Source organism: Zymobacter sp. IVIA_12111.31 C1 (assembly GCF_047495495.1).
GTDB lineage: Bacteria > Pseudomonadota > Gammaproteobacteria > Pseudomonadales > Halomonadaceae > Zymobacter.
The window spans coordinates 2,668,944-2,694,703 of record NZ_CP179930.1; the positions used below are offsets into that span (position 1 = coordinate 2,668,944).

At 55.3% G+C, this 25,760-nt stretch carries 19 protein-coding genes; 6 read left to right on the forward strand and 13 right to left on the reverse strand.

Annotated elements, in window-relative coordinates; translation table 11 throughout:
• Nucleotides 1-52: 52 nt before the first annotated feature.
• Entirely contained in the window at nt 53-1,060 is a 1,008-nt protein-coding gene (gene gap / locus ACMHYW_RS11890) for a type I glyceraldehyde-3-phosphate dehydrogenase (RefSeq protein WP_414500097.1), read from the reverse strand.
• 653 nt (nt 1,061-1,713) lie between these two features.
• Here gap and glk point away from each other — a divergent pair.
• From glk to ACMHYW_RS11910, 4 genes are all read left to right on the forward strand, one after another.
• Nucleotides 1,714-2,673 (forward strand): glucokinase, encoded by a 960-nt coding sequence (gene glk, locus ACMHYW_RS11895; protein ID WP_027706379.1) that lies wholly within the window; start codon nt 1,714-1,716, stop codon nt 2,671-2,673.
• 3 nt (nt 2,674-2,676) lie between these two features.
• Nucleotides 2,677-3,570 (forward strand): D-hexose-6-phosphate mutarotase, encoded by an 894-nt coding sequence (locus ACMHYW_RS11900; RefSeq protein WP_414500098.1) that lies wholly within the window; start codon nt 2,677-2,679, stop codon nt 3,568-3,570.
• 241 nt (nt 3,571-3,811) lie between these two features.
• Nucleotides 3,812-5,077, forward strand: a complete 1,266-nt coding sequence (locus tag ACMHYW_RS11905) for an APC family permease (RefSeq protein WP_414500099.1) — start codon at nt 3,812-3,814, stop codon at nt 5,075-5,077.
• 24 nt (nt 5,078-5,101) lie between these two features.
• Nucleotides 5,102-5,515 (forward strand): hypothetical protein, encoded by a 414-nt coding sequence (locus tag ACMHYW_RS11910; RefSeq protein ID WP_414500100.1) that lies wholly within the window; start codon nt 5,102-5,104, stop codon nt 5,513-5,515.
• A gap of 153 nt (nt 5,516-5,668) precedes the next feature.
• Here ACMHYW_RS11910 and codA read toward each other — a convergent pair whose 3' ends face one another.
• From codA to zwf, 8 genes are all read right to left on the reverse strand, one after another.
• Nucleotides 5,669-6,904: a cytosine deaminase gene (gene codA / locus ACMHYW_RS11915; protein ID WP_414500101.1), complete on the reverse strand. Its 1,236-nt coding sequence runs from the start codon at nt 6,902-6,904 to the stop codon at nt 5,669-5,671.
• The gene (locus ACMHYW_RS11920) at nt 6,901-8,139 is read right to left on the reverse strand and encodes a PucR family transcriptional regulator (protein WP_414500102.1); all 1,239 of its coding nucleotides are present in this window, start codon (nt 8,137-8,139) and stop codon (nt 6,901-6,903) included. Before ACMHYW_RS11920 ends, codA begins: the two co-directional genes overlap by 4 nt.
• Nucleotides 8,136-9,389 carry a cytosine permease gene (gene codB / locus ACMHYW_RS11925; protein ID WP_414500103.1) on the reverse strand — a complete coding sequence of 418 codons (1,254 nt, stop codon included), beginning with the start codon at nt 9,387-9,389 and terminating at the stop codon, nt 8,136-8,138. The genes ACMHYW_RS11920 and codB overlap by 4 nt, the downstream gene beginning before the upstream one ends.
• Before the next feature lie 349 nt (nt 9,390-9,738).
• On the reverse strand, nt 9,739-11,013 hold the full coding sequence (locus ACMHYW_RS11930) for an acid phosphatase (RefSeq protein ID WP_414500104.1): 1,275 nt from the start codon (nt 11,011-11,013) through the stop codon (nt 9,739-9,741).
• 319 nt (nt 11,014-11,332) lie between these two features.
• Entirely contained in the window at nt 11,333-12,286 is a 954-nt protein-coding gene (locus ACMHYW_RS11935; RefSeq protein WP_414500105.1) for a hypothetical protein, read from the reverse strand.
• A gap of 18 nt (nt 12,287-12,304) precedes the next feature.
• The gene (locus ACMHYW_RS11940) at nt 12,305-16,021 is read right to left on the reverse strand and encodes a toxin VasX (protein WP_414500106.1); all 3,717 of its coding nucleotides are present in this window, start codon (nt 16,019-16,021) and stop codon (nt 12,305-12,307) included.
• Between the two features lie 559 nt (nt 16,022-16,580).
• On the reverse strand, nt 16,581-17,261 hold the full coding sequence (pgl, locus tag ACMHYW_RS11945) for a 6-phosphogluconolactonase (RefSeq protein ID WP_324603186.1): 681 nt from the start codon (nt 17,259-17,261) through the stop codon (nt 16,581-16,583).
• Between the two features lie 3 nt (nt 17,262-17,264).
• Nucleotides 17,265-18,731: a glucose-6-phosphate dehydrogenase gene (gene zwf, locus ACMHYW_RS11950; RefSeq protein WP_414500107.1), complete on the reverse strand. Its 1,467-nt coding sequence runs from the start codon at nt 18,729-18,731 to the stop codon at nt 17,265-17,267.
• Between the two features lie 380 nt (nt 18,732-19,111).
• Here zwf and hexR point away from each other — a divergent pair, with 380 nt between their 5' ends.
• Both hexR and ACMHYW_RS11960 read left to right on the forward strand, forming a co-directional pair.
• Nucleotides 19,112-19,999, forward strand: coding sequence for a transcriptional regulator HexR (gene hexR, locus ACMHYW_RS11955; protein WP_027705574.1), 888 nt, complete (start codon nt 19,112-19,114; stop codon nt 19,997-19,999).
• Between the two features lie 123 nt (nt 20,000-20,122).
• Nucleotides 20,123-20,965 (forward strand): glycosyltransferase family 2 protein, encoded by an 843-nt coding sequence (locus ACMHYW_RS11960; protein WP_414500108.1) that lies wholly within the window; start codon nt 20,123-20,125, stop codon nt 20,963-20,965.
• A gap of 93 nt (nt 20,966-21,058) precedes the next feature.
• Here ACMHYW_RS11960 and ACMHYW_RS11965 read toward each other — a convergent pair whose 3' ends face one another.
• From ACMHYW_RS11965 to ACMHYW_RS11980, 4 genes are all read right to left on the reverse strand, one after another.
• On the reverse strand, nt 21,059-22,666 hold the full coding sequence (locus tag ACMHYW_RS11965) for a glucan biosynthesis protein (protein WP_414500109.1): 1,608 nt from the start codon (nt 22,664-22,666) through the stop codon (nt 21,059-21,061).
• A 246-nt stretch (nt 22,667-22,912) separates the two neighbouring features.
• Entirely contained in the window at nt 22,913-23,284 is a 372-nt protein-coding gene (locus ACMHYW_RS11970) for a YidB family protein (RefSeq protein WP_414500110.1), read from the reverse strand.
• 109 nt (nt 23,285-23,393) lie between these two features.
• On the reverse strand, nt 23,394-25,124 hold the full coding sequence (locus ACMHYW_RS11975; protein WP_414500111.1) for an MFS transporter: 1,731 nt from the start codon (nt 25,122-25,124) through the stop codon (nt 23,394-23,396).
• Between the two features lie 163 nt (nt 25,125-25,287).
• Nucleotides 25,288-25,743, reverse strand: coding sequence for a universal stress protein (locus ACMHYW_RS11980; RefSeq protein WP_027705561.1), 456 nt, complete (start codon nt 25,741-25,743; stop codon nt 25,288-25,290).
• Nucleotides 25,744-25,760: the final 17 nt, after the last annotated feature.

Sequence of the window (25,760 nt, forward strand, 5' to 3'; positions counted from 1 at the left end):
TTTTTCATCACTATAAGTACAGGCTATGACCTTGCGGCCATGGGCACTGATCTTACAGGAATTTCTGCATCGCCAGAGCGTTGTCGAGCATACGAGTGGAGAAGCCCCATTCGTTGTCGTACCACGCCAGGATTTTAACCAGTTTGCCGTCGCTGCTAACACGCGTCTGAGTCGCGTCGAAAGTAGAGGAGTTGGCATTGTGGTTGAAGTCAACAGAAACTAGCGGTTTTTCGTTAGTGCCGAGAACCGGAGATTTAGCAGCGGCTTCAGTAACGACTTTGTTGATTTCTTCAACAGAAGTTGCGCGTTTCGGTACGAAAGACAGGTCAACAACGGAAACGTTGATAGTCGGAACGCGAACAGCGAAACCGTCCAGTTTGCCTTTCAGCTGCGGCAGAACCAGAGCCACTGCAGATGCCGCACCAGTTTTGGTCGGGATCATGGAGTGAGTGGCGCTGCGAGCACGACGCGGATCTTTGTGGTAAACGTCGATCAGGTTCTGGTCGTTGGTGTAGGAGTGGATCGTGGTCATCAGACCTTCAACGATACCAATCTCTGCATCAATCGCTTTAGCAACCGGCGCCAGGCAGTTAGTGGTGCAAGAAGCGTTGGAAACGATGTGCATGTCGGACGTCAGGACGTCTTCGTTTACGCCGTAAACGACAGTAGCGTCAGCGTCAGCACTCGGGCCAGAGATCAGAACGCGTTTAGCGCCTGCTTCCAGGTGCAGAGCGGCTTTTTCACGTTTAGTGAAGATACCGGTGCATTCCATGACCAGGTCAACGTTCAGTTCTTTCCACGGCAGGCTAGCCGGGTCACGTTCTGCCAGGCAGACGATTTTGTCGCCGTCGACATACATTGCTTCTTCGTCATGAGAAACGGAGAAGTCAAAGTGACCATGAGTGGTATCGTATTCGAGCAGGTGAGCGTTCAGAGCAGTGTCACCCAGGTCGTTGATGGCAACAACCTCGATGCGATCACGGTAGCCGTTTTCGTACAGTGAACGCAGGGTGTTACGGCCGATACGACCGAAGCCGTTGATGGCGACTCGCAAAGTCATCACTTCTCTCCTATTTAATGGACGGCCTGGCCACCATTGACCAAGTCGATTTTTCGCCACTACCGCTGGCGCTATTCGAAAACCCAGTGTCTGGATTAACGACGCCTGCCGCAATGACTTGAATGGCGGTGTCCGTAAAGCACCGATATACGAACGCCCTTTGCCTTGGTTACAAAGGCTACCCCAATAATGGGGGCATAGTCACCTGTTGCAAGGGGATTGTTCGCATACAGTCTTCAAGCATTTTCTCTGGATGCCGACCCTTATGTACACGTGGGCCAATGCATCCCGACGACCCCCAATGTGCACATCAACCAAAATAATGCCTCATCGAGGGGTGCTCCACGTCAGGAGGTGTGTCAAAATTAACCCAAGCCATCGAAAAAGTCAGTTGTTCGAAAGTGGGACATAAAGCCACGGCGGGCCGCTATTTTCGCGTAAATGCTGGAGTTCCTACCCTTTCCGGGCGATGAAATGGGCATTGGCTGCGACAAAAGCGCCCTTTTGGCCGCTAAACGGGTATTTTCATGTACTCCGTTGGTAGGACTCAATGGCCCTGACCTTGCTCATCCGGTAGTATCACGGAACATTCCAGGGCTCAGCCACCGGAACCTTGTGTGCAACTTCCGAATACCATTTCAGGAGTAACAGCAATGACTCGACCCGCTCTGGTGGGAGACATCGGCGGCACCAATGCGCGCTTCGCACTGGTGACACCAGGCGAATACAATCTCCACGACATCAAGAAGCTACCGACAGCGGACTACAGCACGCTTTCGGAAGCGGTTCAGGCCTATCTCGAGATGGTGGGCGGTGAGCGTCCCCGCGAGGCGTGTCTGGCCTTTGCCTGCCCCGTTCATCACGACATCATCAAGATGACCAACAATCCTTGGACGTTCAGCAAGAGCGCCTTCAAGGAAGAAATGAAGCTGACCAACTTCAAGGCCATCAACGACTTCACCGCTCAGGCGCTGGGTCTGCCACATATCGAATCCGGCGATCTGCACAAACTGGGCAACGGCACTAGCCAAGACGGCTGCGCGCGTCTTGTCGTAGGTCCGGGTACAGGTCTTGGTGTTGCCGGTCTGGCACCCAGCCAGCGTTTCTGGATCCCGCTGTCTGCTGAAGGCGGTCACGCTAGCTTCGCACCGACCGACGACTTCGAAATCGAACTCTTCAAGTGGTTCCGTCGTCGCTACAACCGTGTTTCTGTCGAACGCATCCTGTGCGGTCGCGGCATTGCGGACCTGTACGAAGCTCATGCTGAACTCGAAGGCACCAAGCCGCAGTTCGCAACACCAGCCGAAGTCACCACTGCCGCTCTGGCAGGCGATCGTCTTGCGCTCGAAACCGTCATGCGTTTCTGCAAGATCCTCGGTGACGTTACGGGTGACATGGCACTGACCCTCGGTGCTCGTGGTGGTGTTTACCTGTGTGGCGGTATCCTTCCGCGCATCCTCGACCTCGTCGTGAAGAGTGACTATCGCCAAGCCTTTGAAAACAAAGGCCGCATGGGTGCTTACACTCGCGAAATCGCCACTTGGGTCGTTACGGCCGAGTGGACCGGTCTGTTGGGCGCTGCCGAAGCGCTGCACAACGAAGAGGTTGCTTGATCCATGTCTGATGCGTCGAATTCATCCACTTCTGCGTATGCACTGCCTGTTTCTCTACAGACACTTGTCGACGAAACGCAAGGCCAGCGTGATGCTACGTGGGAGGGGCGCCAAGTACTGATCCTCAATCAGGCATGGGGATCACTGGTTCTGTCCCGTGAAGGGGGGCAGGTGTTGCATTTCGCTCCCCACGGACAGGCACCGTGGCTCTGGATGAGTTCGACGCCCAAACCGCTTCCTGCCGCCATTCGGGGAGGAATCCCTCTATGTTGGCCGCGGTTTGGAGACGAGGCTTCCGATATCGACCTTCCCTTTCATGGGATCGCGCGCAAGATGTCCTGGCAGATCGATGCAGTGGACGGTGACGACGAGGGGGTAGAGATCCATATCTCGCCCGCCGAAGCCGTGGACCTACAGCTGTTCCCTCGTTGCGTCATTTTAGCCAGTGCACAGCGTCTGCGCGTCGAGTTGATTACCGAGCACCGTGGTACGACCCCGGTTCGTTTCACACAAGCGTTGCACACTTATCTGGCAGTCCAAGACACGCATTCCTGCCGCGTGGAAGGGCTGACGGGTGCGCGGTATATCGACAAGATGAAAGGCGGTCAGGAAGCCGACCAAGTGGGTGAACTGGTCATCAGAGGGCCGCTGGATCGCATCTATCACTCGTCTGTCCCGCTGGTGCTCAATGACGGCCATCGCCGCCTGCGCATCGGTAAGGAAGGCAGTGATTCAAGCGTTGTATGGCACCCCGGTGTCGAAGGCCGTCCGGCCGACGTACCGGAAGCAGAACTCAACGGCTATCTTTGCGTTGAAGCGGCCTGTACACGCCTCGATCCGATCTGGCTCCCGCCGGGTGGCCAGCACCTGCTGGCACAGGAACTGAGTCTGGCGTGATCAAGGGCGTCCAAATGAGACGTCCCCGCACTCACTGATCCGACTCCAAGAAACAGGCGCCATGTTCGTGACATGAGCGCCTGCTTCTAAATGCCCACATTCTAGGTGCAGATACTCCCCACCTGTCCCTCCCTCACCCGACCTATTTCTTCTGCAAGGCCGAGAGGCACCGTTTCGCTGCGCTCTCTATCGCCTTATCATGTGGTGGATCTTCCTTTCCCGCCGCAAGGACAGCTTTTTCATGCCCGCTTCCCGCCCGCTCATCCGCACACCGCAAGGCGTTGCGCTCTACATCGGCTCTGTGTTGGGAGGTGGCATTCTGGTGCTGCCCAGCCTAGCGGCAGGACAGTCAGGCCCCGCATCGCTACTGGCATGGGCCATCGTGACCCTGTTCAGCCTTCCCGTAGCGCTACTGTTCGGCTTGCTGTCAGCCCAGCACCCGACCAATGGCGGCCTGAGCGACTTCGGGCGCGCCGCCTTCGGACGCCACGCAGGCAATCTGGCAGGATGGCTCTACCTGTTCGTGCTGCCCTTCGGACAACCAGCGGTTATGCTGTCCGGCATGTATTACCTTGCCTATGTGCTAGGGCTGCCTCGTTCAGTCACAGTGCTATTGGCGTTCGGCGTGATCACCACGGCCGTGATCGTCGCACTGGCGGGAAAGCGGCTCGCAGCGCGAGTGCAGATGCTGATCGTGATGGCCATCGCGCTGATTCTGGCCTGGACCTTCTTCATCGGCATTCCTCATATTCGCCCTTCGCACTTCACCCCATTCATGCCGAACGGCATCAGCTCGATTGGTGCCACTGTTGCCCTGGTGATGTGGTCATACATCGGCGTCGAAAACCTCTCCTTCATCTCTGAAGACTTTGAAGACCCCAAGCGCGATATGGTGAAGACCGTATTGATCGGTACCGCCCTCGTGACCGTGCTGTACTTGGGAGCGGCCTGTCTTACCATTGGCGTTCTATCACCTGAGCAGTGGGCGACAACCCGCGCTCCGTTTGCAGAGATCGCGCTTCAATGTGCGGGACATGCCGCGATGGTAGCCGTCACATGCGTCGGCCTGTTCATTGTCAGCGCCAGCGCTCTCGCGTCTATCTGGGGAGGCTCCAACCTGTGCGCATCGCTGGCCCATCAAGGCGCGCTACCGCGCATACTGGCTTACCGCATCGGTGGCATTCCCCGCCCCGCCATCATCGCCATCTGGCTAACCTACGCGGTCACTTTTACGGCTATTTTACTGCTCGATTTTGATATCGACGCTATGGCACGTCTGGTAGGAGCATCAACGCTGTGCACCTATGTCATGGCGGCCGCATCGGCCTTAAAACTGATGACCCGATACCGCTTTCTAGCGTGGATCACGCTGATCCTGTCCGGTAGCGCCCTACCCTTCTTCGGTTGGGCACTGCTGCTGCCCGCCACAGTGACCCTACTTTATCTGCTGTATAGTCTTTGCCGTCGGCAACCCTCAGCAGTAAAAGAAAAAATCGCACGCTCCTAGTCACTCAAACAGAAGAAAAACACCATGAGAACCAAAGCAATCATTGGCTTGAAAGCATTCAGCATCGCCATCGCATGTTCCTCGGCATTTGCATTTGCCCAGCAAACGCCTCCTGCACCGCAACCTCATCACACAGCCCCCAACGCGCAGATGCCCAGCAAGAAAGCGCAGGGCCCCGCGACACCCCACGCGCACAGCAACAGCCGGGTACAGCCAGACCACCACGGTGGTAACGGTGGTAACGGTGGTAACGGTGGTAACGGTGGTAACGGTGGTAACGGTGGTAACGGTGGTAACGGTGGTAACGGTGGTAACGGTGGTAACGGGGCTAACGGGGCTAACGGGGCTAACGGGGCTAACGGGGCTAACGGGGCTAACGGGGCTAACGGGGCTAACGGGGCTAACGGGGCTAACGGAGCCGATCATAGATACCGCTAATGAAGATGCCAGAACAATGAAGCTGCAAAAGTTCGCCATTGGGCCCGCGAGTAGCAGAGTGCACCTGAGCCAGCCCAAGACGACACCCGCTTCATTGATAAAGGCCAGGGCAGACACCCTGGCCTTCACATCCGCGACGTTACCATATCATCATTAGTTGTATTCGAGATGTTCCGGGCTACGGCGCATGATGATGCTACCGTTTCGGATGGACATTCTCGCCTTGGCATGACATCGCAGTACTTCATAGTCGTTTTCCGCATCCAGAATAACCAGGTTTGCAGGACGTCCTATGGCAATGCCATAACGATCCCCTAGATTCATTGCTTTGGCACCATTGTCCGTCACAAAGTCTAGGCTTCGCTGCAAGTCCTCATAGCCCATCATGTGACAGACATGCATTCCCACGTCCAATATATGCAGCAGATTACCGTTGCCCAACGGGTACCACGGGTCCTTGATAGAATCCTGACCAAAACAGATATTCATGCCCGCTCGATCAATTTCTGCAACACGCGTCAATCCACGTCGTTTGGGATAAGTGTCAAAGCGCCCCTGCAGGTGAATGCTTTCTGTTGGACAGGCAACAAAGTTGATTCCTGAATGTTTCAGTAAGCGGAAAAGCTTGGAGCAGTAGGCATTGTCATAAGATCCCATTGCCACGGTATGGCTCGCAGATACGTGTTTGCCCATGCCTCGGGAGCGCGCTTCCTCTGCCAGTACTTCCAAGAAACGTGATTGAGGGTCATCCGTTTCGTCGCAGTGTACGTCCACCAGCAGGCCTTTTCGTTCGGCCAAGTCCATCAGGAATTTTATCGAGCTCACCCCCTGATCACGCGTGTACTCAAAGTGGGGTATGCCGCCGACGACATCGGCCCCCATATCAATGGCACGCGCCATCAGCTTGCGCCCATCTTGAAACGATTCAATACCTTCCTGAGGAAAAGCAACGATCTGCAGATCAATCAGATCCCGAGCCTCGTCCTTCACCTCCAGCATCGCTTTCAAGGCTGCAAGCGATGGATCCGTGACATCCACATGTGTACGCACATGCTGAATGCCATGATCACGGAGCATGCCGATGGTTTCATGAGCACGGCGCTTCGTATCATCGTGAGTGATCAGCGCCTTGCGCTGAGCCCAGCGCTCAATGCCTTCGAACAGCGTACCGCTCATGTTCCACTCGGGCTCACCTGCGGTCAAAGCGGCATCAAGATGGATATGCGGCTCGACCAGCGGCGGAATTACAAGATTGCATTCCGCATCGATATCACCATTTTCAGGCGCCACGGGGGCCTCCTGCCGTTCGATAGCGGCAATGATGCCGTCCTTGATCCTTAAAGTGTGAAGGCCGTTCTGGTGGCGAAGTACCGCGTTGACGATATTCATGACAATTCCTGTTTTTGCTGTGCATCAGACATACGCCAGATCAGCAATGCTACTGATGCATTAAGACGAAATTGGGGGTCTCCCAATGACTGTTCGGTCTGCTGCTCAATGCGCTGCACACGTTGATGAAGCGTATTGCGGTGGATATGAAGACGTTCAGCGGCCTTGATGAGGTTCCCGTTCTCCTGAAGTACCGCCTCCAATGTTTCTATCAGCAGGAAGGGGTACTTCCGATAGGGTTCATAGAGTTTGCCGAGCGTGTCCTTCATGAACTTCGTCACCATGGCAGGGTCGCGCACGGCGGCTAGAAGTTTGAGCACGCCAAGCTCGGCGTAATCGCATAGCCCGGTGGCAGGCTGCATGGTTTCAGCGATATCAAGCGCCCGCCGAGCTTCCATCAACCCTTGGCTCAGTTGAACGATGGAGCGCACCGATGATGAGATACCACTGCGCAAAATGAGTGGAGAAAAACCGGCGACAGCCACTTGCTGGATATGTTGAAGCCACTGTTTCTGCTGCTGAAGACCTTCTATCTCGTTGCCCAACACCAAGATGAAAAGCTCACCCAGCTCAATCAGCGGTAATTTTTCGCCTCTCTGGACAAGGCACTGGGATAAAAACTCACGCACATGGTGGCTAGCCTTCTGCAGTTGTTCTTCTGCCAGCTCGGGAGAGAGCGTGCTAAACAGTGCCTGGATATGAGACAAGCGCATCGCTACGATGCGATGGGGGCTATCTACAGTGAGGTGCAGGTTTTCGGCTCTCCGGCGCGCAATGTCGAGACTGGGGTACTCTCCCGTCAGCATCTGAATCAAGATGTCACGTTGCGAGCGCAAGGTAGACGTCTGCTGAACCAGCGCCGTACCGATAATCTGGGTCACTAGCACCATCTTGAGAGAGTAAGGCTGCTCGACCAGCGGAATGCCTAGCTCGTCGGCAAGGGAGACAACCGAAGGGGGGATGACTTTGATGAAGTCTTCCCCGGTCAGGATCACCATGCCAGCAATCCCTTTTTCATACCCTTCATGCAGCAGGCGCAGCAGGTTCCTTTCGTCACGAGGGTGATTAATACCGGTCACGAACACCAGTTCCCCCCCCATGATCCACTCTGCAATACCTTCGTTCTCTGCAACGTAATACCAACGTACGCTTTTATGGATATGAGGCAAGCCTGCCCTCAGCGACATCGGCTCCAGACCTTCGAGTTGGAGCACGTTCTGGACCGTAAGACTCATTTACGCTGCTCTCCTCGGCAACGCATGCCACACAGCCCCAGCACGACGTAAGCCACAGCGGCCACAAGAATGCCCACAATCGGAGCGACCCAAGGCGACGCACACGCGAACACCGCCCCAATGGCATAAGCCAGCAGCCCCTGCAGATTGAAATTGGGCAGAGTGATTTCGTTCAGCTGAGGGTATCGACCACGGTGGCCCACCCAGAAATCAGCCATAATCACACCACCAATGGGGGGAATGATGGATCCCAGCAGCTTGAGGAAAGGCACCAGCATATCGGACATGCCGGCAACGGCCAGTAGAATGCCCGCGATGGCACTGAGGAGTGTGACGGAACGACGACGATCCGTGCGTACCAGATTGCATGCCGCAGCCGAAACGTTATAGATAGTTGGCCCTTGGATGGTCCACAGGTTGAGGCAGAGCATAATAATGGCGACAACGGACAATCCCTGCAGCATCATGACATCCACGATGTCGGCATTCTGATAAACAATGGCGCACCATCCACCCGCGATAATCATCAACCCATTACCGGCAAAGAAGCTGAGGAATGATGATGCAATAGCGACCTTTCCGCTGCGAGAAAGTCGAGACCAGTTGGTGGCCTGCGTTGCACCACTGGCGAATGTCCCGAACACGATGGTGATGGCGACAGACCAGCTCATCGAATGCCCAGGCTCAATCCCCAATAGCCCCGGCCAACCGCCTGCGTGCTGAGTAGCCTTGGTCATGGACACCACGAGCAGTACCATCATCAGCGGCACGGAAAAGCGCGAAAGCAGATTGAGTCCTTTAAATCCGACCAATGCCGTTATGCAAAAACCCAATCCCAGCAATACCATCAATGGGTATTTGACCCACTCTGGCCAGCCCAGCAATGTACATAATGAAATAGCTAGCGTTGCGGTCCCCCACGCGTACCAACCCAGTTCAGCAAAACCCAATATCAGGTCAGAAAGCTTGCTGCCCACCTCGCCGAAACAGAACCTCCCCATCAGAACAGCATTCAAACCGCTACGAGATGAAATGAATGCCAGTGCAGCTGCATAGATGGCAAGCAATACATTACCGAGAACAGAGATCCACAGCATATCTAGGAAGGAAAAACTCATCCCGATCTCACCCCCGGCAAACATCGTTCCGGTAAAGAAAGTGAAGCTAAACAGTACCAGAAAGATCGACATCAACCCCTTCCGCTGGTTTGTCGGCACTTCGCACAAGGCAAATTCTGTAGATTGAGACATGCCCATCTATCCTTTTTTTAATCCGAGAGCATTCTACTTACAGCATTTTTATAAATGCCAGTTAAAGTAGTCCGTGCGATATTATAAACATCTTGCCGACAACTACGTACTTCACATATCAAATAGAAAGCCCTTAGATTATGCACAAAATAAGCACAATAATGCACAGTAAATGCACTAACAAATGAGTTGCTTGTATTTCATATAACGATGGCACCACGCGGTAATAAGGAAAGTGCTGATCCAATACCTTTGACTCATTTTCGCGTGCATTTTCCAGATGCGAAAAAAAGGGGAGGCTTTTAGCCTCCCCTTTTTTATTGGGTAACGTCTTACCGGTAACGCAGCATCACCGATGAGCTGCCGCCTGCTGTTTGCCCTTGGCGATAGCGTCGACAAGGTTGATGCGCTGCCAGAAGTTAGCGTTTTCACCGCCATCTGACAGAGCATAGCCACTGTCGATACTGGTAGACACCAGCAGCTGGCGACGCTGTTCGGCACTGAGCTGGGGAAGCGGTGCTTCCAGCAGGACTTCAGCCCCAGCCGGGACCGTCACCGGCTGCGCCGTCTCATTCACTTTGGGCAGACCGTAGGTCATCGTGTAGCGATAGAAATTGCGCATTTCGGGGCGAGTGTAAGGGTCATTCTGTGGAACAGGCTTGGCACAGCTTTCAAGCGACATACCGCATTCCTTCTCAAGCGCGGTACGCACCTGCTGACGCGCTTCATCGAACTGCTTGCGCCAAGCGGGGTCATTCATCATATCGGCGATATGGTGTTCAACCACCATGCGCGACCCCATCACATCAAGCGGGTAATGGACACCCAGCACGACACGGGAATAGCCATAACGCGCGCCTTCCGTTACCAGCGGTTCGAAGCGTTCCGGCAACATTTCAGCCATCAGCAGCGCTGCCGTATAACCGGTATTGGTATGGCCGCTGGGGAAAGCCGCGCCGTCTACCGTATAGGTACGGTTGTCGCGATAAACAATGTCATCCTTAACCGGCGTTATCGTATTGCCAGGCTGAAGGAATGGGCGCGGATAGTTGAAGTGCTCCTTGGCAACGGAAGTACTGATCGTCGATGCGTCAATCAGAGCAGCCGCTTTGCTGATTTCGCCAGACTGATAGGCTCGCAGGAAAGCACCGCCCAGTTTCGGCCCCATCGGTGCCGCCAGGAAATACAGATAGTGGTCACCATCAGCATCGACCAAAGCCTGCCGCGTCACAGCAGGAGATGCCGCATGATGAATGGCTTCAACAGTGTGCAGGTTACGATCAAGAAGCGACTGCGGAAGCTGAGAGAAGCCTTTTAGTAGCTCAATGCCCTGTCGCTGGCGCTCGGCTACCTTCATGTTGTAGCCGCTGGCCTTGAACCACTGCTTGTCGACGGGCGGGCGAGCCTGGTCCTTATCCACACCGGGCACGGCACCCAGTGTCTTGCGCAGCAGATCGACTTCCTGCTGCTTGAGCGCATGCCACTGCGGCGCACTTGCTGCATCAGAGGTCGTCAGGGCCTGCGCCTCGGGCAGCGGCGCAGGGGCTACGTTCTTGGCATGCGAGGATACGGCGGCTACGGATGAACAGCAGGCAACAAACAGTAGGAAGGCTTTGAAACGCATGGAGAGAAACTCCTGTCATGAGCATTACGCGGGATAGGGACTACCATGCCGCGGGCACATGACAGGCAGATGTCAGTTACATGACGTCTATGTTTCAGAGCGATGACGGTTTTATGACACTCGTACGCATAGTGGCATTTACTCGCATGCCGTACTAGAAGTCATCATCTTCTTCAGGACTACGGTAGCCTAAGCAATAGAAATGATGCGGTTGCGGGCAGCCTTAGAAATGCGCCAAAGCGGATACAAGAGCACGGTTCACATGGCGTTAAATGAGTGAAGGGTCGAAACTCCCCAACCGGCAACGATCAGTAACGATTCATTCGCTATCGTTGATATGCGCTTGAATGGGAAAGTCTTCACGATTGCGGTAACCGGGACGATAGGAGCGATGCTGTTCCTGCCACAACCATGAACGTTCGAGCGCGGTATTGATCTGTTCTGGCGTCATCGACGTGGCAATACGCTGCTTGTCTTCTTCACGAGCATCGCCACCCAGGTCGTAGTACATGTAAGCCTTTACAAGATCTTGAGGCACAAGCTGGCCTGTTTCATAAAGTTCGCCCAACACGTCCCCATCGAACTCACGCTCGTTGAGCAGAATCCCTTCAAGAAGAGCGACCCCTTTTCTATCGTTGGACTCGATCAACACCTGACCCAACATCTTCTGGTAATCGTTTCTGTCACTCAGGTCACTGTCACGTTCATAACGACTCGCGTCATCCGTTCTATCCGCCAGTGTCCGAAGCCGAGTATCAAGCAGCCTGATTCCGTTCTGCAAAGCGACGCTGGCCGCCTTCAGATCAGGGTGAGCCTTGAAGTAACCGAAGGCGTTATAGCGACCGGCATAGACGCTCGCAGAACGAATGCAGGCCTTCAGGACGCCCTCCATACACGAGGATTGAAGAAGCGATGCTCCGCGCAGATAGTCATCGTCCGTCCTATCGCCTTTTTCTTCCCACAACACCCGCTTCGCCTCCAGATAGCGGGCGTAGGGATAGTAGGTAATCGCGGCAAGCAGCACGCCTGCTCTGTCGGTGTCGACGCGGATCTCGCCGTCTGCGGTCTTGGCGCCATACAGATAGGCCTGCCCCAGCTGCATCCTACACGCGTCACTTCGTGCCGCACAGGCTTCTAGCGCAGAGGTACTCATGCGCGAAGTGCGCTCGTACATATCATCGCCTTCGTCAGCCCACACGGGAGACGCGCCCAGCCAGTGCCCGGCAGCCAAAGCGACGACGGACGATAACAGAATTGCGCACTTACGGATCATTGTGATGCCCCTCTTGTGCTAGTTCTTTCTGCCGTCACCCATGACGAGTACCAGCGTGTACTGTGACTCTACGGAATCGTCTTCCGTCTGTACCGAAAATGCCATGACGACATTCTTCTGACGAGTGCTTTCGGTAAGCTCCACAGTAAAGTCCTCTTTGATCTTTATGTCATGCTTGCCAGCCGTGACGTTCTCAAAGCAGACGACCTTATCCTTCGCATAGGTTCTTTCAACATTATTGCCATCCCTAACCACCAGAAAGTTGCCTCTGTTGGACACTCGGCCATTGACAACAGAGGAGCCGAGTTTCAACGCCTTGGTCGCATTGAGGCTATCGTTGTCACTGGATGGCTTGGAATCGATCACCAGTTTGGCAACGTTTTGCTCGCTGTCTACAAGATAGAGGTACTGCGTACTGCTGCCCTTTTGGGACAGAAAAGCAGAGCCGCTGAAGGTGCGAGGAAACGCCATCGTGACGGCCACATGTTTCTTTTCCTTCGAAACGGTCATGACCTTGTATTCCGTTCCGGGAAGGAGGCCCGCCCCTTCCGAAGCGGCCTCGGATTCCGCCAGTACTTCCATCCACGACTTCTCTTTCTGAGTCTTCTCGCGCAGCGACTGCTCGCTGGTGATAGAGGCCGTGAAAAGAATGCCCTTCAAGAGCATGGACAACGCGTCCTGCTCGGCCTGCATGGAAGTGAACGGGCGGCCCGGAGCGGTATCCCCTTCCTTGCCGAACTTACTTCGACGCAGCCAGTTCTGGATATGTTCAGGTACGATCCTATTCACATTAAAGAAGAACAGTACCGCGATGGCAGCAAGCGCTATGATCGCGCCGAAGAACAGGCTGCTTATAAACAGCCCCAGTACGATGGAGCTGACGAAGGAGATGCCGGTAGCGGCCATCTTCTTGTTGTAGTCTTCGGACAGTCCACCCACATTATAGATATCAACGGCCTCGACCGTTCCCTTAACCGCATCATAGACGGCCATGAGGGAGATGAAATGCCCAAGCGCTTTGGAAAACAGCATCGCCTTCTCTGCCGTCAGTGCCTGACGCTCGGCACGCTGGATCAGCACGGAAGGTAAGGCCGCCTCGGCCGTAAGCGAGCGCTCAACGGCGCTTTCTGCCGCCTTGGTGAACTGCCACGAAATGACTTCCGACAGGTTCTGCACAGCGCTCAGCAGGCTAGAAATCAGTTTCCACAGTGATGAAAAGTCATCCTTTGTCCGATAGGTATCGACAGCGCTAATTAGCGAACAGATACACCCCACCTTGATCAGGGACGCACTAAAGAAGTTCACCTTGCTCATGGCCTTCGTCTGAGCATCGTATATCTTCCTCGGGCCTTCGTTCATCGCATCGACGCCCTTCGCGGCCATGGCCCCTTCGATCCTGTTCGCCGTATCCTGATCGAAGACCATGTACATTCTTACTTTCTTGCTGGGATCGCTCTCACTGAAATGATAAGCCCCACCGACCGTCTGGCCTTTGTCATATAGCCTGACATGGCTACCGTTTGCCGCCTCGTTCTTGGCCATAGCCTTGTTGATGATGGTGACATACTTGTTTGCCTCCGCCACCGTGAACTCGGCCTCTACCATCTTGAAGAGCGGCGCACTGTTGCCATAAAAGGCCTTGTTGACGGTATTGCCGAAGTTATGCAGCTCAAGCACCCTCTTCTCATATTTCAGAATGACGGCAACGGAACGCTTACCTGTTGAGATACCGGTCTCCATTTCCTTGCCAACCTGATTCACCAATAGCGAACTAGTCGCATTGAGTGAAGCATCGTGCAATGTTTCGAAAGCCTTAAACGTTGAGATGAATGGCATTGTCTTCACTTCGAAGACGCCTTTGTAGTCCTTGCTCTTCATTTTTGAGAAGAACTCTCTAACCTTGGCAGCGTTTTTCTCTACCTTGGCCAGCAACTCAACGTTCAGCCCTTCTGCCGGCCCCCACAGCCTGCCCTTGCTCTCTTTCTTCTCGTAGCTGTCGATGGCCTGCTTTACATCCGCGAAGACGACGGCACCGTTCAGAGAAAGGCCGCGGTCAACCAGGCTATCGCTTGTCGCCAGCAGACTGTCCCACAGATGCTGACTCGACCCACTCAGAATACCGTTTCGCAGAATGTCAGCGATGATCTGAGTAACATATCCACAGTGGAATGGATCCGTCGTATCGTATTTATCAAGATCATGAGAAAGGCCATTCTTGACCCACAGCACATAGTCGGAATCGAAGCTAATGGAGAGTTTCCTCGCCTCTTCGTAGGCTTTTTCGAAGAGCGCTTTTACGCCTTCCCAGTCCTCACGGATGATGTAATCATTCAATATCTCGTCGTTTGCGTCCGCAATATGCTCGGCAGACTTGGCCTTTCGCTTGTTCCACGCTTGCTGATAGGTCAGCAGAGACTCCCGAGCCCAGACCTTCTCATTGCCGTACTTGAACTCTTCGCGCACCCTCCTCTCCGCCTGTTCCTGCGGCGAGAGAGATGCGCTGTCCTGCATAGCGCTCGCTATCTTGTCACTGGCGTTCTTATCAAAGTTATTGTAATCGTCCAGCGCTTCCTGATAAGTCTTGCCCTGACAGGCTTTCCACTCGAATGCGCTATTACAGTCACTTTCCATCAGCGTGAAATTCGCCGGAACGCCCGGAGGCAGCAGCTCGCCGTCATACATCTTGGAAGGATCAAGGGACGTCGCCATCAGCTCTCTCAGGCGGTCAACGGCAAGGTACCAGCGGTAGTTGCGCTCGTTCAGAGCGTAGCTGCCTTTGTTGGGCACCCGGACTCCATGCGTGTGAGCACCCGCGCTATAGCGGTAACGCACCTCCTTGTCGGCCCCTTCATCATCCGGTTTGAGCTGCTCAGCAAAGCCATATGCGGCGGACTTTCGGTATAGATCAAGCTGCCTGATAATACCCGTCGCATCAGGTACCGACACGGCATAGCCAGAAACAGGGGTGCCTGCCGTGGCATCAAAGGCCTTGATCAGACTGCTATAGGTGTCCCTGTCGCTGTTCTTGTAACTCGCATATTCCGCCGGATTCTCGAAACGGCCTATTTCCAGATCGTTCGCCAACAAGACACAGGGATTTTCTTCACCATATTCGATGACGTGCTGCTGGATCTCATCTTCAGAAAAGCAGAATGGCGACGAGGCCATCGCGCTTATTTTGACCTGCTGCATGTGCTTGGCACGCCACTCCGGGTGCTCGGCTATCCAGTTCAGGCGAGATACGCTGAAAGGCGCTTCGATGAAGATGAGGTTGATCATACGATCCGTCTTCTGATCGCTGAGGGCGACAAGGCTCGCAATCGTATAGTTCAGATCATTGGTGCAGCTGACCTTTTCTGACGCCTTCGGCTTGCCGGCAGGAAACTGGGTCAGCTCACCGTTATTCCCCACCGAATAGCACAGCCAGTGCGCGTGCTGAGGGTGCTCATCGTAAACATACAGATAGCCATCCCGCAGTTTGCGCAGTACATACCAAGTGGTGGGTGACTTGCTGGTCAACTTGCCATCAGCATCGACCAGCTTATCCAGATGAATATCGGTAAAGGCGTTGATGCGGTTCTGGGGAAGCGCCTGATGCTTTGCCCGTTCATTGCGCGAGACGGCATAGCGAACAGGAAGGAACGATAGCCCTTTGCGATTGCAGTGGTCACATCCCCCATGCGCGTCGACAGAGGTACATGTTGTATTGACGACATTTCCGATATTCTGAGCCATTGCAACGTTCTCTTCGCTTGAGCTAGCTGACGCCCATCATTTTTTTATGAATGACACTTATAATAATCGCAACACACACAAACCACTATATTTATTCAATCATGTTGATCATTTTAAACACGCAGAGTTCAGCGAAAGAAACGTTCCTTATAGAAACTTTTCTATAGCCACTTACATTTTGAAAACATCCTTCCTTCTTTTTAACGACTTCTGTTTATATTTCCAAAACGAAAGTGATTATAGTAAAAGAAAGACTGCATGAGACAAGGAGGATCAAAGCAACCTGTAAAGCAATCCGCTAAGATTTATAACAACTCTAATAAGAGTTATATATTGAACGAAATATTTCTCAAACTATCACATATTCTCTTTGAAAAAACAGAAAATAAAAGCCAAACAATGCATCATATAAACCGTAAAAAACATTAGTCTAGAGTAGGCTTCTAGAATATCCTGGCAATAGTATTGAGTATATTTGTACGGACGAATAAATAGCCCACCTGAATACAAAAAACCCGCTCACAAGGAGCGGGTTTTTCTTACATCACCTACGTATGAATCACGGTGCCCAATAAAGCGCTACCGGTGTATCCATGAACGAACGAATCGGATATTCACGAATATCGTCACCGCCAAACGCTTTGGTGAACATTTCACGTTTAGCAGCGCCACTCAGGTGAATGAAGTGACGGCGTGCGTTCTTCAGCTGTTTACGGCTGAAAGTGATGCGGGACTTCGTTTTCATACTCGGTGCCGTAACGGCCAGCAGCGGGGCGTCAGTCGTCAGACCTTCTTCCAGCTGCGGGCTGTCCGGGAACAGCGATGCCGTATGACCGTCGTCACCCATACCCAGGATGACAACGCTTGCCGGCCAGCTCAGTTTCTGGGAAACGGCTGTCAGCTCGGCGACGCCTTCTGCAGCAGTGGCGTGCTGAGTCGTCAACGGAACGAAGTTCGCTTTCGCGGCTTTGTTCTGCAGGAAGTGACGTTTCAGCAAACCAGTGTTGCTGTCGGAGTCGGTTTCCGGCACCCAGCGTTCGTCCGCGAGGGTGACGTCAACGCGTTCCCACGGCAGGTCGACCTGAGACAGTGCTTCGAAGAACGGCACCGGAGTAGAGCCACCGGATACGATCAGCAGAGCGCGCTCTTGCTGAGCCAGATCCGTACGCAGGGCGTCAGCAACTGCTTCTGCCAGCGCCTGACCAATGCGGACCTTGGGGGTCTGTTGCATGTCGATCATGGCTTAGAAGAACTCCTTCCAGGCGTTACCGTCGCGAGTCACCATTTCATTAGCAGATTTGGGACCCCAAGAACCAGCGGCATACGCTTCCGGTTTCAGGCCCTGTTCTGCAAAGCCGTCCTGGAGCGTGTCGATCCACGTCCATGAAGCTTCGACTTCGTCACGACGTACGAACAGGTACTGGCGACCACGCATGACTTCAAGGATCAGGCGTTCGTAAGCATCCGGGATACGGGCTTGCGGGAACGCTGTTTTGAAGTCGAGCTTCATTTCGCCGGTCACGAGGTTTTCACCTGCGTTCAGACCACCGTCTTTTGCTTGGACTTCAAGCGTCAGACCTTCATCAGGCTGCAGACGGATAACCAGTTTGTTGCCCGCTGCCGCGCCCGGGAAGATGTTGTGTTCCTGCTGGCGGAAGTGGACGACGATCTGGGTTTCTTTGCGCGGCATGCGTTTACCTGAACGCAGGTAGAACGGCACGCCTTTCCAACGCCAGTTGTCGATTTCGGCTTTGATGGCAACGAAGGTTTCAGTGCTGGATGCCGTGTTAGCACCTTCTTCTTCGAGGTAGCCAGGAACAGCCTGACCGTCGATCTGACCGGCAGCGTACTGACCGCGAACCACGTTGGTACGCAGTGCGTCGCCAGTGATCGGACGCAGTGCTTTCAGCACTTTGACCTTCTCGGCACGAATGCTGTCAGCGTCAAGGCTTGCCGGCGGTTCCATGGCCGTCATGCAGAGTACCTGCATCACGTGGTTCTGCAGCATGTCGCGCAGCTGGCCAGCGCCATCGAAGTAACCCCAGCGACCTTCGATACCGACGGTTTCCGCCACAGTGATCTCAACGTAAGAGATGTTGTCGCGGTTCCACTGGTTGCCGAAGATCGGGTTGGCAAAGCGCAGCGCCAGAAGGTTCTGGACGGTGTCTTTACCGAGGTAGTGGTCGATGCGGTAGATGCCGGTCTCATCGAAAACGCTGCCGATAGAATCGTTCAGCTCGATGGACGTTTTCAGGTCGTAACCGATCGGTTTTTCTACGACGATGCGGCTGGTGTCATCAAGGCAACCTGCCGTCTGGAGGTGCTGGCTGATGGTGCCGAACAGGCTGGCCGGAACGGACATGTACACGACGAGCGGTACAGTGCGGCCTTTACGCCATTCAACGATCTGCGCATAGGACTCGACGTTCATGAAGTCGAGGCGGATGCTATCGATACGTGCCAGGAAGCGCTTGATGACGCTTTCTTCACGTTCGTCAGCCTTGACGCGTTTTTCCAGCGTCGCGGCGACCGTGTTACGGAATTCTTCGGCGCTCATTTCATGACGAGCGAGACCCGCAATGCGCGTCCCTTCGTTCAGAAGACCCTCGCGATCGAGGTGATAGAGCGCAGGAAACAGCTTGCGCAAGGCAAGGTCACCCAACGCACCGAACAGTGCAATATCAACTGCAGGCGTCTGTTCAACAGCCATGAGGCGCTTCTCCCCAGTTCAAATCCAAAATGAAACGGCAACATTAGCCAGCATATCCAATGCATGCACTGTCGCTGCCTGTCCACAGTGCTTGGACGTAAATCTACCACGGATGACATCATTTCCCCAGTCATACCATAGGGTCAGCGGGCAGAAGCAAAGCAGGCTTCAGGCCGTATTAACGATGTCATTCTGGATTACGGCAAGAACGTATCCGTTTATGATGACACTATTATGACCGTGTCGCACGGTCGACGTCTTCTGACCGCGACCATCCGACGCTACTTGACAGCTTGTCGCACCCAAATGGGCGCAATGCTGCCCTCTTTCAAGTAAGCAATGCAGTCGTCGGCTGTCGCATTACAGGAACTATGCCCATGATGGCCCTTGATCTCATCAATACGCTTCGTGAGCGTCTCGACTCGCTCAACCGCTCGGAACGCAAGGTGGCGGAGGTGATTCTGGCCGATCCCTCTGCCGCCATAAGTAAGAGCATCGCCGCTTTGGCTCAGGCTGCCAGCGTCAGCGAACCTACCGTCAATCGCTTCTGCCGCAGCTTTGATACCAAAGGCTTTCCCGACTTCAAACTCAAACTGGCGCAGAGTCTGGCAGGCGGCACGCCCTATGTCAGCCACAGCGTCAGCAGCGGAGACGATGCGCGCGCCTATTCACAGAAGATTCTCGGCGCAACGCTTAACGCACTAAACACGTTCAGCCGCGAACTAAATCCAGCCCTGATCGAACGGGCGGTCGATCACCTTTCGCAGGCCCGTCAGCTCACCTTTATCGGACTGGGCGCTTCGGCACCGGTCATTCAGGATGCCCAGCACAAGTTCTTTCGCTTCAACCTACCGGTCATGGCCTACGAAGACATGCTGATGCAGCGCATGGCGGCGGCGGCGGCACATACCGGTGATGTCTTCGTGGCCATCTCGCATACGGGGCGTACCCGTGAGCTAAACGAAGTGGCTCAGCTGGCCCGTGACAATGGTGCTGTCGTGATCGCTATCACCCAGCCGGGGTCACCGTTGGATGCCACCAGTAGCCTCTGTCTCGGCGTACCTTCGCCAGAAGATACAGAACTGTACATGCCGATGACGTCTCGAATCGTCCATCTGGCCGTCATCGACATTCTGGCCACGGGCGTCACGCTGAGGCGCGGCGAGGATTTTCTCCCTCACCTCAAACGGATAAAGGACAGCCTGCGCTCAACCAAGTACCCGCGCGAGACGACTGACGAAGACGAAGGTACACTGGACGAATCATAAGCGGGAGACGATTGGCTTTTCTTCCATATCGGCCAAGGCAAGCGTCTTCTTTGCATGGCGTCAGCGCTTCTTTACGGAACTCCCCGCTTTCTGCGGTGATTTCCCTTTTATCGGGCCTTCAAGATGAGCAAGCAGTCTCTGTGCTTTCTGATACCGGTGTACGACCATGCCGATACGGTCGCCGATGTCTGTGAACAGCTACGACAGTACGAGTGCCCCATTCTTCTGGTAGATGACGGCAGTCACCGAGAATGCGCAGAAGAGCTGAACCGTCTGGGAGCCCAGAGTGCCACTCACCTCGTGCGTCTCGTACGCAACAGCGGCAAGGGAACCGCGCTGCGCGTGGGCATGGCGGAAGCTCAGCGCCTAGGCTACACCCATGTGCTGACCATAGACCCCGATGGGCAGCAGGAAATCGACGACCTTGACGGAGTGCTCGAAATATCGTCACTGCACCCCGATTCACTGGTGATCGGCAGTACACGTGTAATGGGGCACGTTCCCCCCATTCGTCGCTGCGCCATTATCTTGATCAACATCGGGACCTGTCTCTGCTGCTTGTCCGGTGCAGGCCGCTTCAGTGTCTGTGCCGTGCGGGTTTACCCGCTGCAGCAGATCAACCACCTGCTGTCGCGCTTCCGCTGCGGCAACCGGGTCGAATTTGATATCGAACTGCTGGTGCGCTGGATCTGGCACGGTGGCGATTACCGTCACGCGCCCATTCGCACTTACTACCCTCGCGGCAATGTCTCTCACTACCGACTGCTGCGCGACACTCTGCGCATGGCCAAAACACTGCTGCGCCTCACGTCGGGCATGTTGATTCGCATACCGTGGCTGCTACAACGCGCTCAACGCATGCGTCGCATCGAACGGATGGAACGCCGCGAGGCTCAGGCTCAGGCTCAGGCTCAGGCTCAGGCTCAGGCTCAGGCTCAAGCAGAGCATCCTCCCCGCGACGACTGATCCTCGCAACCGAATACGACAAAGGCCTGCGTCGGCCATTCCCGAGCAGGCCTTTTTTCATGCGTCAGCGTTCAGATATCAGCGTGCGCGCACTCAGCGAGTATAGCGACGACGCTCCGGCGCGGGCGGCAGATACTGGTAGAGCCAAGTTTCGCTCAGGGCGCTGTCGTCATGCACTATGTAGAGGCGCATCGATACGGGGTCGGTCTGCTGGCTGGTCGGGTACCAGTCGAACAGCACGCGGTAACCGTTATCAGGCAACGGCAACACCTGCAGGTCGCGTACTTCCCCCCAAGAGACATCCAATCGGGGGGTGATCGGCGCATTGGCCGGCAATGCTTTCAGTGCATCGCCAGAGAAGTCGACGGCAAAGCGACGGCACCATTCATTCGGGAAGTGATCACCCGGTGCCCAGCCTTCAGTGAAGCCACCCATTCCAGTGCGGGTTGCCATGACCGAAGCCAACGGTGAGCTCACCGGCGGCAGCGCGCTCCAGTACAAGCGGTAATGATATTCCAGCGTATCGCCTGCCTGTGCGGGCGTTTTAGGACGCCAGTAAGCGACAATGTTGTCGGAAGTTTCGCCGGTCGTCGGCAGCTCAGCTAGGTCGATGCTGCCTTCACCCCAGCTATTGAGCGGTTCAATCCACAGACTAGGCCGGCGGCTGTACCAGTCGACGGTATCCTGATAGCTGTTGAAGTCGTGATCGGTCTGTACCAGCCCGAACCCTTTGGGGTTGGTATCGGCAAACGCGTTGTACTGCAACGTATCTGGGTTGTTGAGCGGACGGCAGACCCATTCACCATTGCCGCGCCACATCGAAAGGCGGTCGGAGTCGTGAATCTGTGGGTGGATGGTATCGCAGACCTGACGTTCGTTGGTGCCGCAAGCAAACATGCTGGTCATCGGAGCGATGCCCAGCCGTTCGATCGGCCTGCGCACATGCAGCTTCATGCGCACGGTCATCACTACCCGCTCGCTCTGGCAGTCGATGTCGAACTGATAGGCCCCGGTCACACTGGGGGAATCGAGCAGCGCATAGACCGTACAGGTAGGGCTGTCAGCAGCAGGCTCGCGGAACCAGAAGTGAGTGAAGTACGGGAATTCTTCAGGCTTGCCACCAATGGCCGGATCAATCGCCAGACCCCGTGCTGAAAGGCCGTACTGGCCGGTCTTGTCGACGGCACGGAAGTAGCTGGCACCGAGGAAAGCGACGATATCGCCCGGGCCACCGAAGCCCGAATTGAAGATCTTGAAACCAGCGAAGCCGAGGTCACCCGCCTTGTCGACGGCCTTTTCGTCTACGCCTGCACCGCTGTAGTTGAACAGCTGGGTACTGAAATTGATCTCATGGGCACGATCATCCTTATCGAGCGCGAACATCCGTACGCGCTGACGGAACCCCATACCGACATGGAAGAACTGCGTCGACAGTCGATTGCGCCACAGCGCCTGCTGAGGGTCGAAACGGATGGCGGAGTACTGTTGCGGTGTCAGGTTGGCCAGCGTTGGCGGCAGCTTCTCTTCTGCGCCCTTGTACGCGGCGTGCGACATACCTGCCGCCATGACATCCACATAGTCGAAGTCAACGTGATCTCCTGCGCCTCCGGCGGCACATGCACTCGACATCAGCATGCCTCCCAGTGGCAGCCCATAGGTTCCTAGGGCCAGCGAGGCTTTAAGCAGTGATCTGCGCTTCATCAGCGACTCCTCTGTCGTTTCCGGTCAAGATCGTGGTCAGGCAACTGCATAACAGCATGCCACAGTGACTTTATCCATATTCGACTACCCGCCATATGAAAATAATCACTTCCGGCACGCGCTTTCTCATTTGCTTCAAGATGATGGGGTTACGGGAACGCTCGACGGCCATTGAGTAACCGGCAGATACATAAGCTACAGATACAAAAGCGCCACTGACAGGCAGCGGCGCTTTTGCATGCGGACTTAGCCGAACAGCTTTCCTTTGATCAGCTCCCAGCCCATCGTCAGGAGGTTGCCATCTTTCGGCGCTTCTCCCTTGGGCGACAGCAGATCAACCACCTTCGGCAGGTACTCGGCCAACAGTCCTGAAGCCTTGCTGACATCAATGCCCAGCCGACTTGCCAGCGATTGCAGTGCCTCGCTGCTCAGTACTTGCTGAATCGTGTCGGCGGAGATCGGGCTGTTCTCACCCGAACCGATCCACGACGAGACTTTGTCGCTCAGCCCGTTCTGGCGGAACTTGTCCAGCAGGCTATTGATGCCGCCTTGGTCTTCGACCCACTGCAGCGTTTTCTTGTAGTCCAGACTCTCGTTGAACTGATCCATCAATCCCATGGTCATCTCTCCCTGATATTCCATGCCGCTCATGCTAGCGGACAACGTTCATGCACTCTGTCATGTCATACACATTCCAGTGTAGACGCGCCCTCGCATCCTGACAGCCTCACGACTGTTCGGGTACCGGCGGAACATCGTCGGCATGCGGTGGTGCCGTGTTAGGCTTCGGTTCTTCTGCCAACGGCGGCAGTGTGCGGTCGCGTTCGCGCATTGACTTATAGCTGACACTGAGTCGAATGCGTGGGGCTTCGGCACCGTCATGGAAAGCCAGCACTGTATCGAGAATGTGCTTGTCGGCCAGCGTCATGCGGTCCTGCATACGCAAATGCTGGAGCCAGTTGCGAACGAGGAAGACTTCCTGCCACAGCGCTCGCTCCTGCGTGTCGCGGTACAGCCACCAGCGCTCGGCACCGTTGCGCAGGCGCAGCTTGCGCTGGCGTCGCATGGCACGAATGAACTCGTGCGTCCGTTCTTCGGGAATGTTGTACTCGATTGTGACCATCACCGAACCGTGTTTCGGATCGAACGAGATGGCCGGTGCCGCATTGGCCGGGCTGCTGACATGCAGCATGTCGTTGGCATCCAGCGAGGGCAGCTTCGACTGATACAGAATGACCGCGCAGATGATCATCAGGATACCCGCGCTCAGCAGCGCCCCTTGCACCGTCATGGTGGTGGCCATATGCCCCCACAGAAACGATCCCAGCGCCAACCCGCCATACAGCGAGGTCTGATAGAGCGCCAGCGCGCGCGCCTTGACCCAGTCCGGCACCAGCAGCTGAACGGCCGCATTGTAGGTCGACACCGCGGCGATCCAGCAGCTACCTGACAGCAGCAACGCAAAAAACACGCAGAACAGATTGGTGGTCGTGCCCAGAATCATCAGCATCGCGGCACATACCGCCCCTGCCAGACTGATCAGACGCCCCGTGCCCAAACGCTGGCGCAGACGATCCACACCAACGCTACCAATGATTGCCCCAATCCCGAGCGTCCCGAGCATGTACCCGTATAGAGCCGCGCTACCGTCCGGGTTCTGATCCGCCAGCAGCGGTAGCAAAGCCCAAATGGCACTGGCACAGATGCCGAATGTGAACGAGCGCAGCATCACGATGCGCGTCACGGTCGAATAATGAGTGAACTGAAGTGCCGCCTTGACCCCTTCACGAATCTTTTCAGGCGGCAGCGTGCGCGCAGGAATGTCACGCTTCCAGCGCCAGATGGCATACATCAGTACCAAGCTGCACACACTGTTGAAGAGGAACACCCACTTGGGCGCACAGAAGCCCAGCATAATCCCGCCCAATGCCGGCCCGAGCGCGCGCGCTACGTTGTAGTTGACGCTGTTCAGCAGTACAGCGCTGGCCACTTCAGAACGTGGCACTTGCTCGTTGACCGCCGCCTGCCACGCCGGTGTCAGCAACGCTGACCCTAGTGAGATGCCCAGAATCGACAAGATTAGCCATTCAGGTGTCAGAGTGGCGAATTCAGCGATCCCGGTGATCACTACCCCGCCGATCGTCTGGATACCCATACCGATCAGCATCAATTTGCGTCGATCATGATTGTCGGCCAGCACGCCTGCGACGATCGACAGCAATACTAACGGTATCGCTGCAGCCACCTGAATCATGGCCACCATCAACGGACTGGCATGCTGTTCCGTCACTACCCAGGCCGATGCCACGGACTGGGCCCACATTCCCAAGTTGGCGAACAGGTTCGCGATCCATATGGCACGATAGGCCCGGAATTTCATCGGGCCCAGCAGGCCGCGATGCGGCGGCACGGTCGTGGAACCGGCCGGAATTTCGAAGCGTGAGTCCTGTCGAGACATGGGTGCCTCTTCGTCTACGATGAGAAATGGAAAATGAACGCAGGCGCGATGCCCGGCACACGCATTCCGCCTTCGGCAAATACCAAGGGCGGCGCTCAGCGAGCATGCTACAGATGCAGGAGCAGAAGTCACCTCGAATACTTCTGCCCCGACCACTCAGTATCTAGCGATCACCGTTGCGGATGGTCACCACTGGTACTGACGCCGTACGGACAACGGCTTCTGCCGTCGAGCCGGCCAGCAGGCGCTTGACTCCGGAGCGTCCCTCCGTCCCCATTAGAATCATGCTGGCATCGACCAGTTCAGCCTGATGAACAATTTCGGACGATGTATGACGCGCAGCGACGATATCCCACGTGACGGTGAACGGCTCCTGATCCAAGTTGGGGAAATATCGACCGATGAAGCGCTTCATTTCACGTTCGATGTTCGCCTGCTGTGATTCAGGTACAACCAGTTGGTCTGACGCCTGCAGCGGCCAGCTATCACCTTCCGCCACGATGTGCACGATATGCAGGCGCGCACCGCTCAGGCGCGCCAGGGTACTGGCCATACTGCAGCATCGTGCTGCACCGGTAGAGAAGTCCGTAGCAAACAGCAGCGTCTTGAGTTCAGTCATGGGGTCTCCGCGGGATC

Coding starts and splice junctions, on each gene's coding strand:
- gap (WP_414500097.1), bottom strand. CDS start 1,060: ATGACTTTGCGAGTCGCCATCAACGGCTTCGGTCGTATCGGCCGTAAC.
- glk (WP_027706379.1), top strand. CDS start 1,714: ATGACTCGACCCGCTCTGGTGGGAGACATCGGCGGCACCAATGCGCGC.
- ACMHYW_RS11900 (WP_414500098.1), top strand. CDS start 2,677: ATGTCTGATGCGTCGAATTCATCCACTTCTGCGTATGCACTGCCTGTT.
- ACMHYW_RS11905 (WP_414500099.1), top strand. CDS start 3,812: ATGCCCGCTTCCCGCCCGCTCATCCGCACACCGCAAGGCGTTGCGCTC.
- ACMHYW_RS11910 (WP_414500100.1), top strand. CDS start 5,102: ATGAGAACCAAAGCAATCATTGGCTTGAAAGCATTCAGCATCGCCATC.
- codA (WP_414500101.1), bottom strand. CDS start 6,904: ATGAATATCGTCAACGCGGTACTTCGCCACCAGAACGGCCTTCACACT.
- ACMHYW_RS11920 (WP_414500102.1), bottom strand. CDS start 8,139: ATGAGTCTTACGGTCCAGAACGTGCTCCAACTCGAAGGTCTGGAGCCG.
- codB (WP_414500103.1), bottom strand. CDS start 9,389: ATGTCTCAATCTACAGAATTTGCCTTGTGCGAAGTGCCGACAAACCAG.
- ACMHYW_RS11930 (WP_414500104.1), bottom strand. CDS start 11,013: ATGCGTTTCAAAGCCTTCCTACTGTTTGTTGCCTGCTGTTCATCCGTA.
- ACMHYW_RS11935 (WP_414500105.1), bottom strand. CDS start 12,286: ATGATCCGTAAGTGCGCAATTCTGTTATCGTCCGTCGTCGCTTTGGCT.
- ACMHYW_RS11940 (WP_414500106.1), bottom strand. CDS start 16,021: ATGGCTCAGAATATCGGAAATGTCGTCAATACAACATGTACCTCTGTC.
- pgl (WP_324603186.1), bottom strand. CDS start 17,261: ATGATCGACATGCAACAGACCCCCAAGGTCCGCATTGGTCAGGCGCTG.
- zwf (WP_414500107.1), bottom strand. CDS start 18,731: ATGGCTGTTGAACAGACGCCTGCAGTTGATATTGCACTGTTCGGTGCG.
- hexR (WP_027705574.1), top strand. CDS start 19,112: ATGGCCCTTGATCTCATCAATACGCTTCGTGAGCGTCTCGACTCGCTC.
- ACMHYW_RS11960 (WP_414500108.1), top strand. CDS start 20,123: ATGAGCAAGCAGTCTCTGTGCTTTCTGATACCGGTGTACGACCATGCC.
- ACMHYW_RS11965 (WP_414500109.1), bottom strand. CDS start 22,666: ATGAAGCGCAGATCACTGCTTAAAGCCTCGCTGGCCCTAGGAACCTAT.
- ACMHYW_RS11970 (WP_414500110.1), bottom strand. CDS start 23,284: ATGGGATTGATGGATCAGTTCAACGAGAGTCTGGACTACAAGAAAACG.
- ACMHYW_RS11975 (WP_414500111.1), bottom strand. CDS start 25,124: ATGTCTCGACAGGACTCACGCTTCGAAATTCCGGCCGGTTCCACGACC.
- ACMHYW_RS11980 (WP_027705561.1), bottom strand. CDS start 25,743: ATGACTGAACTCAAGACGCTGCTGTTTGCTACGGACTTCTCTACCGGT.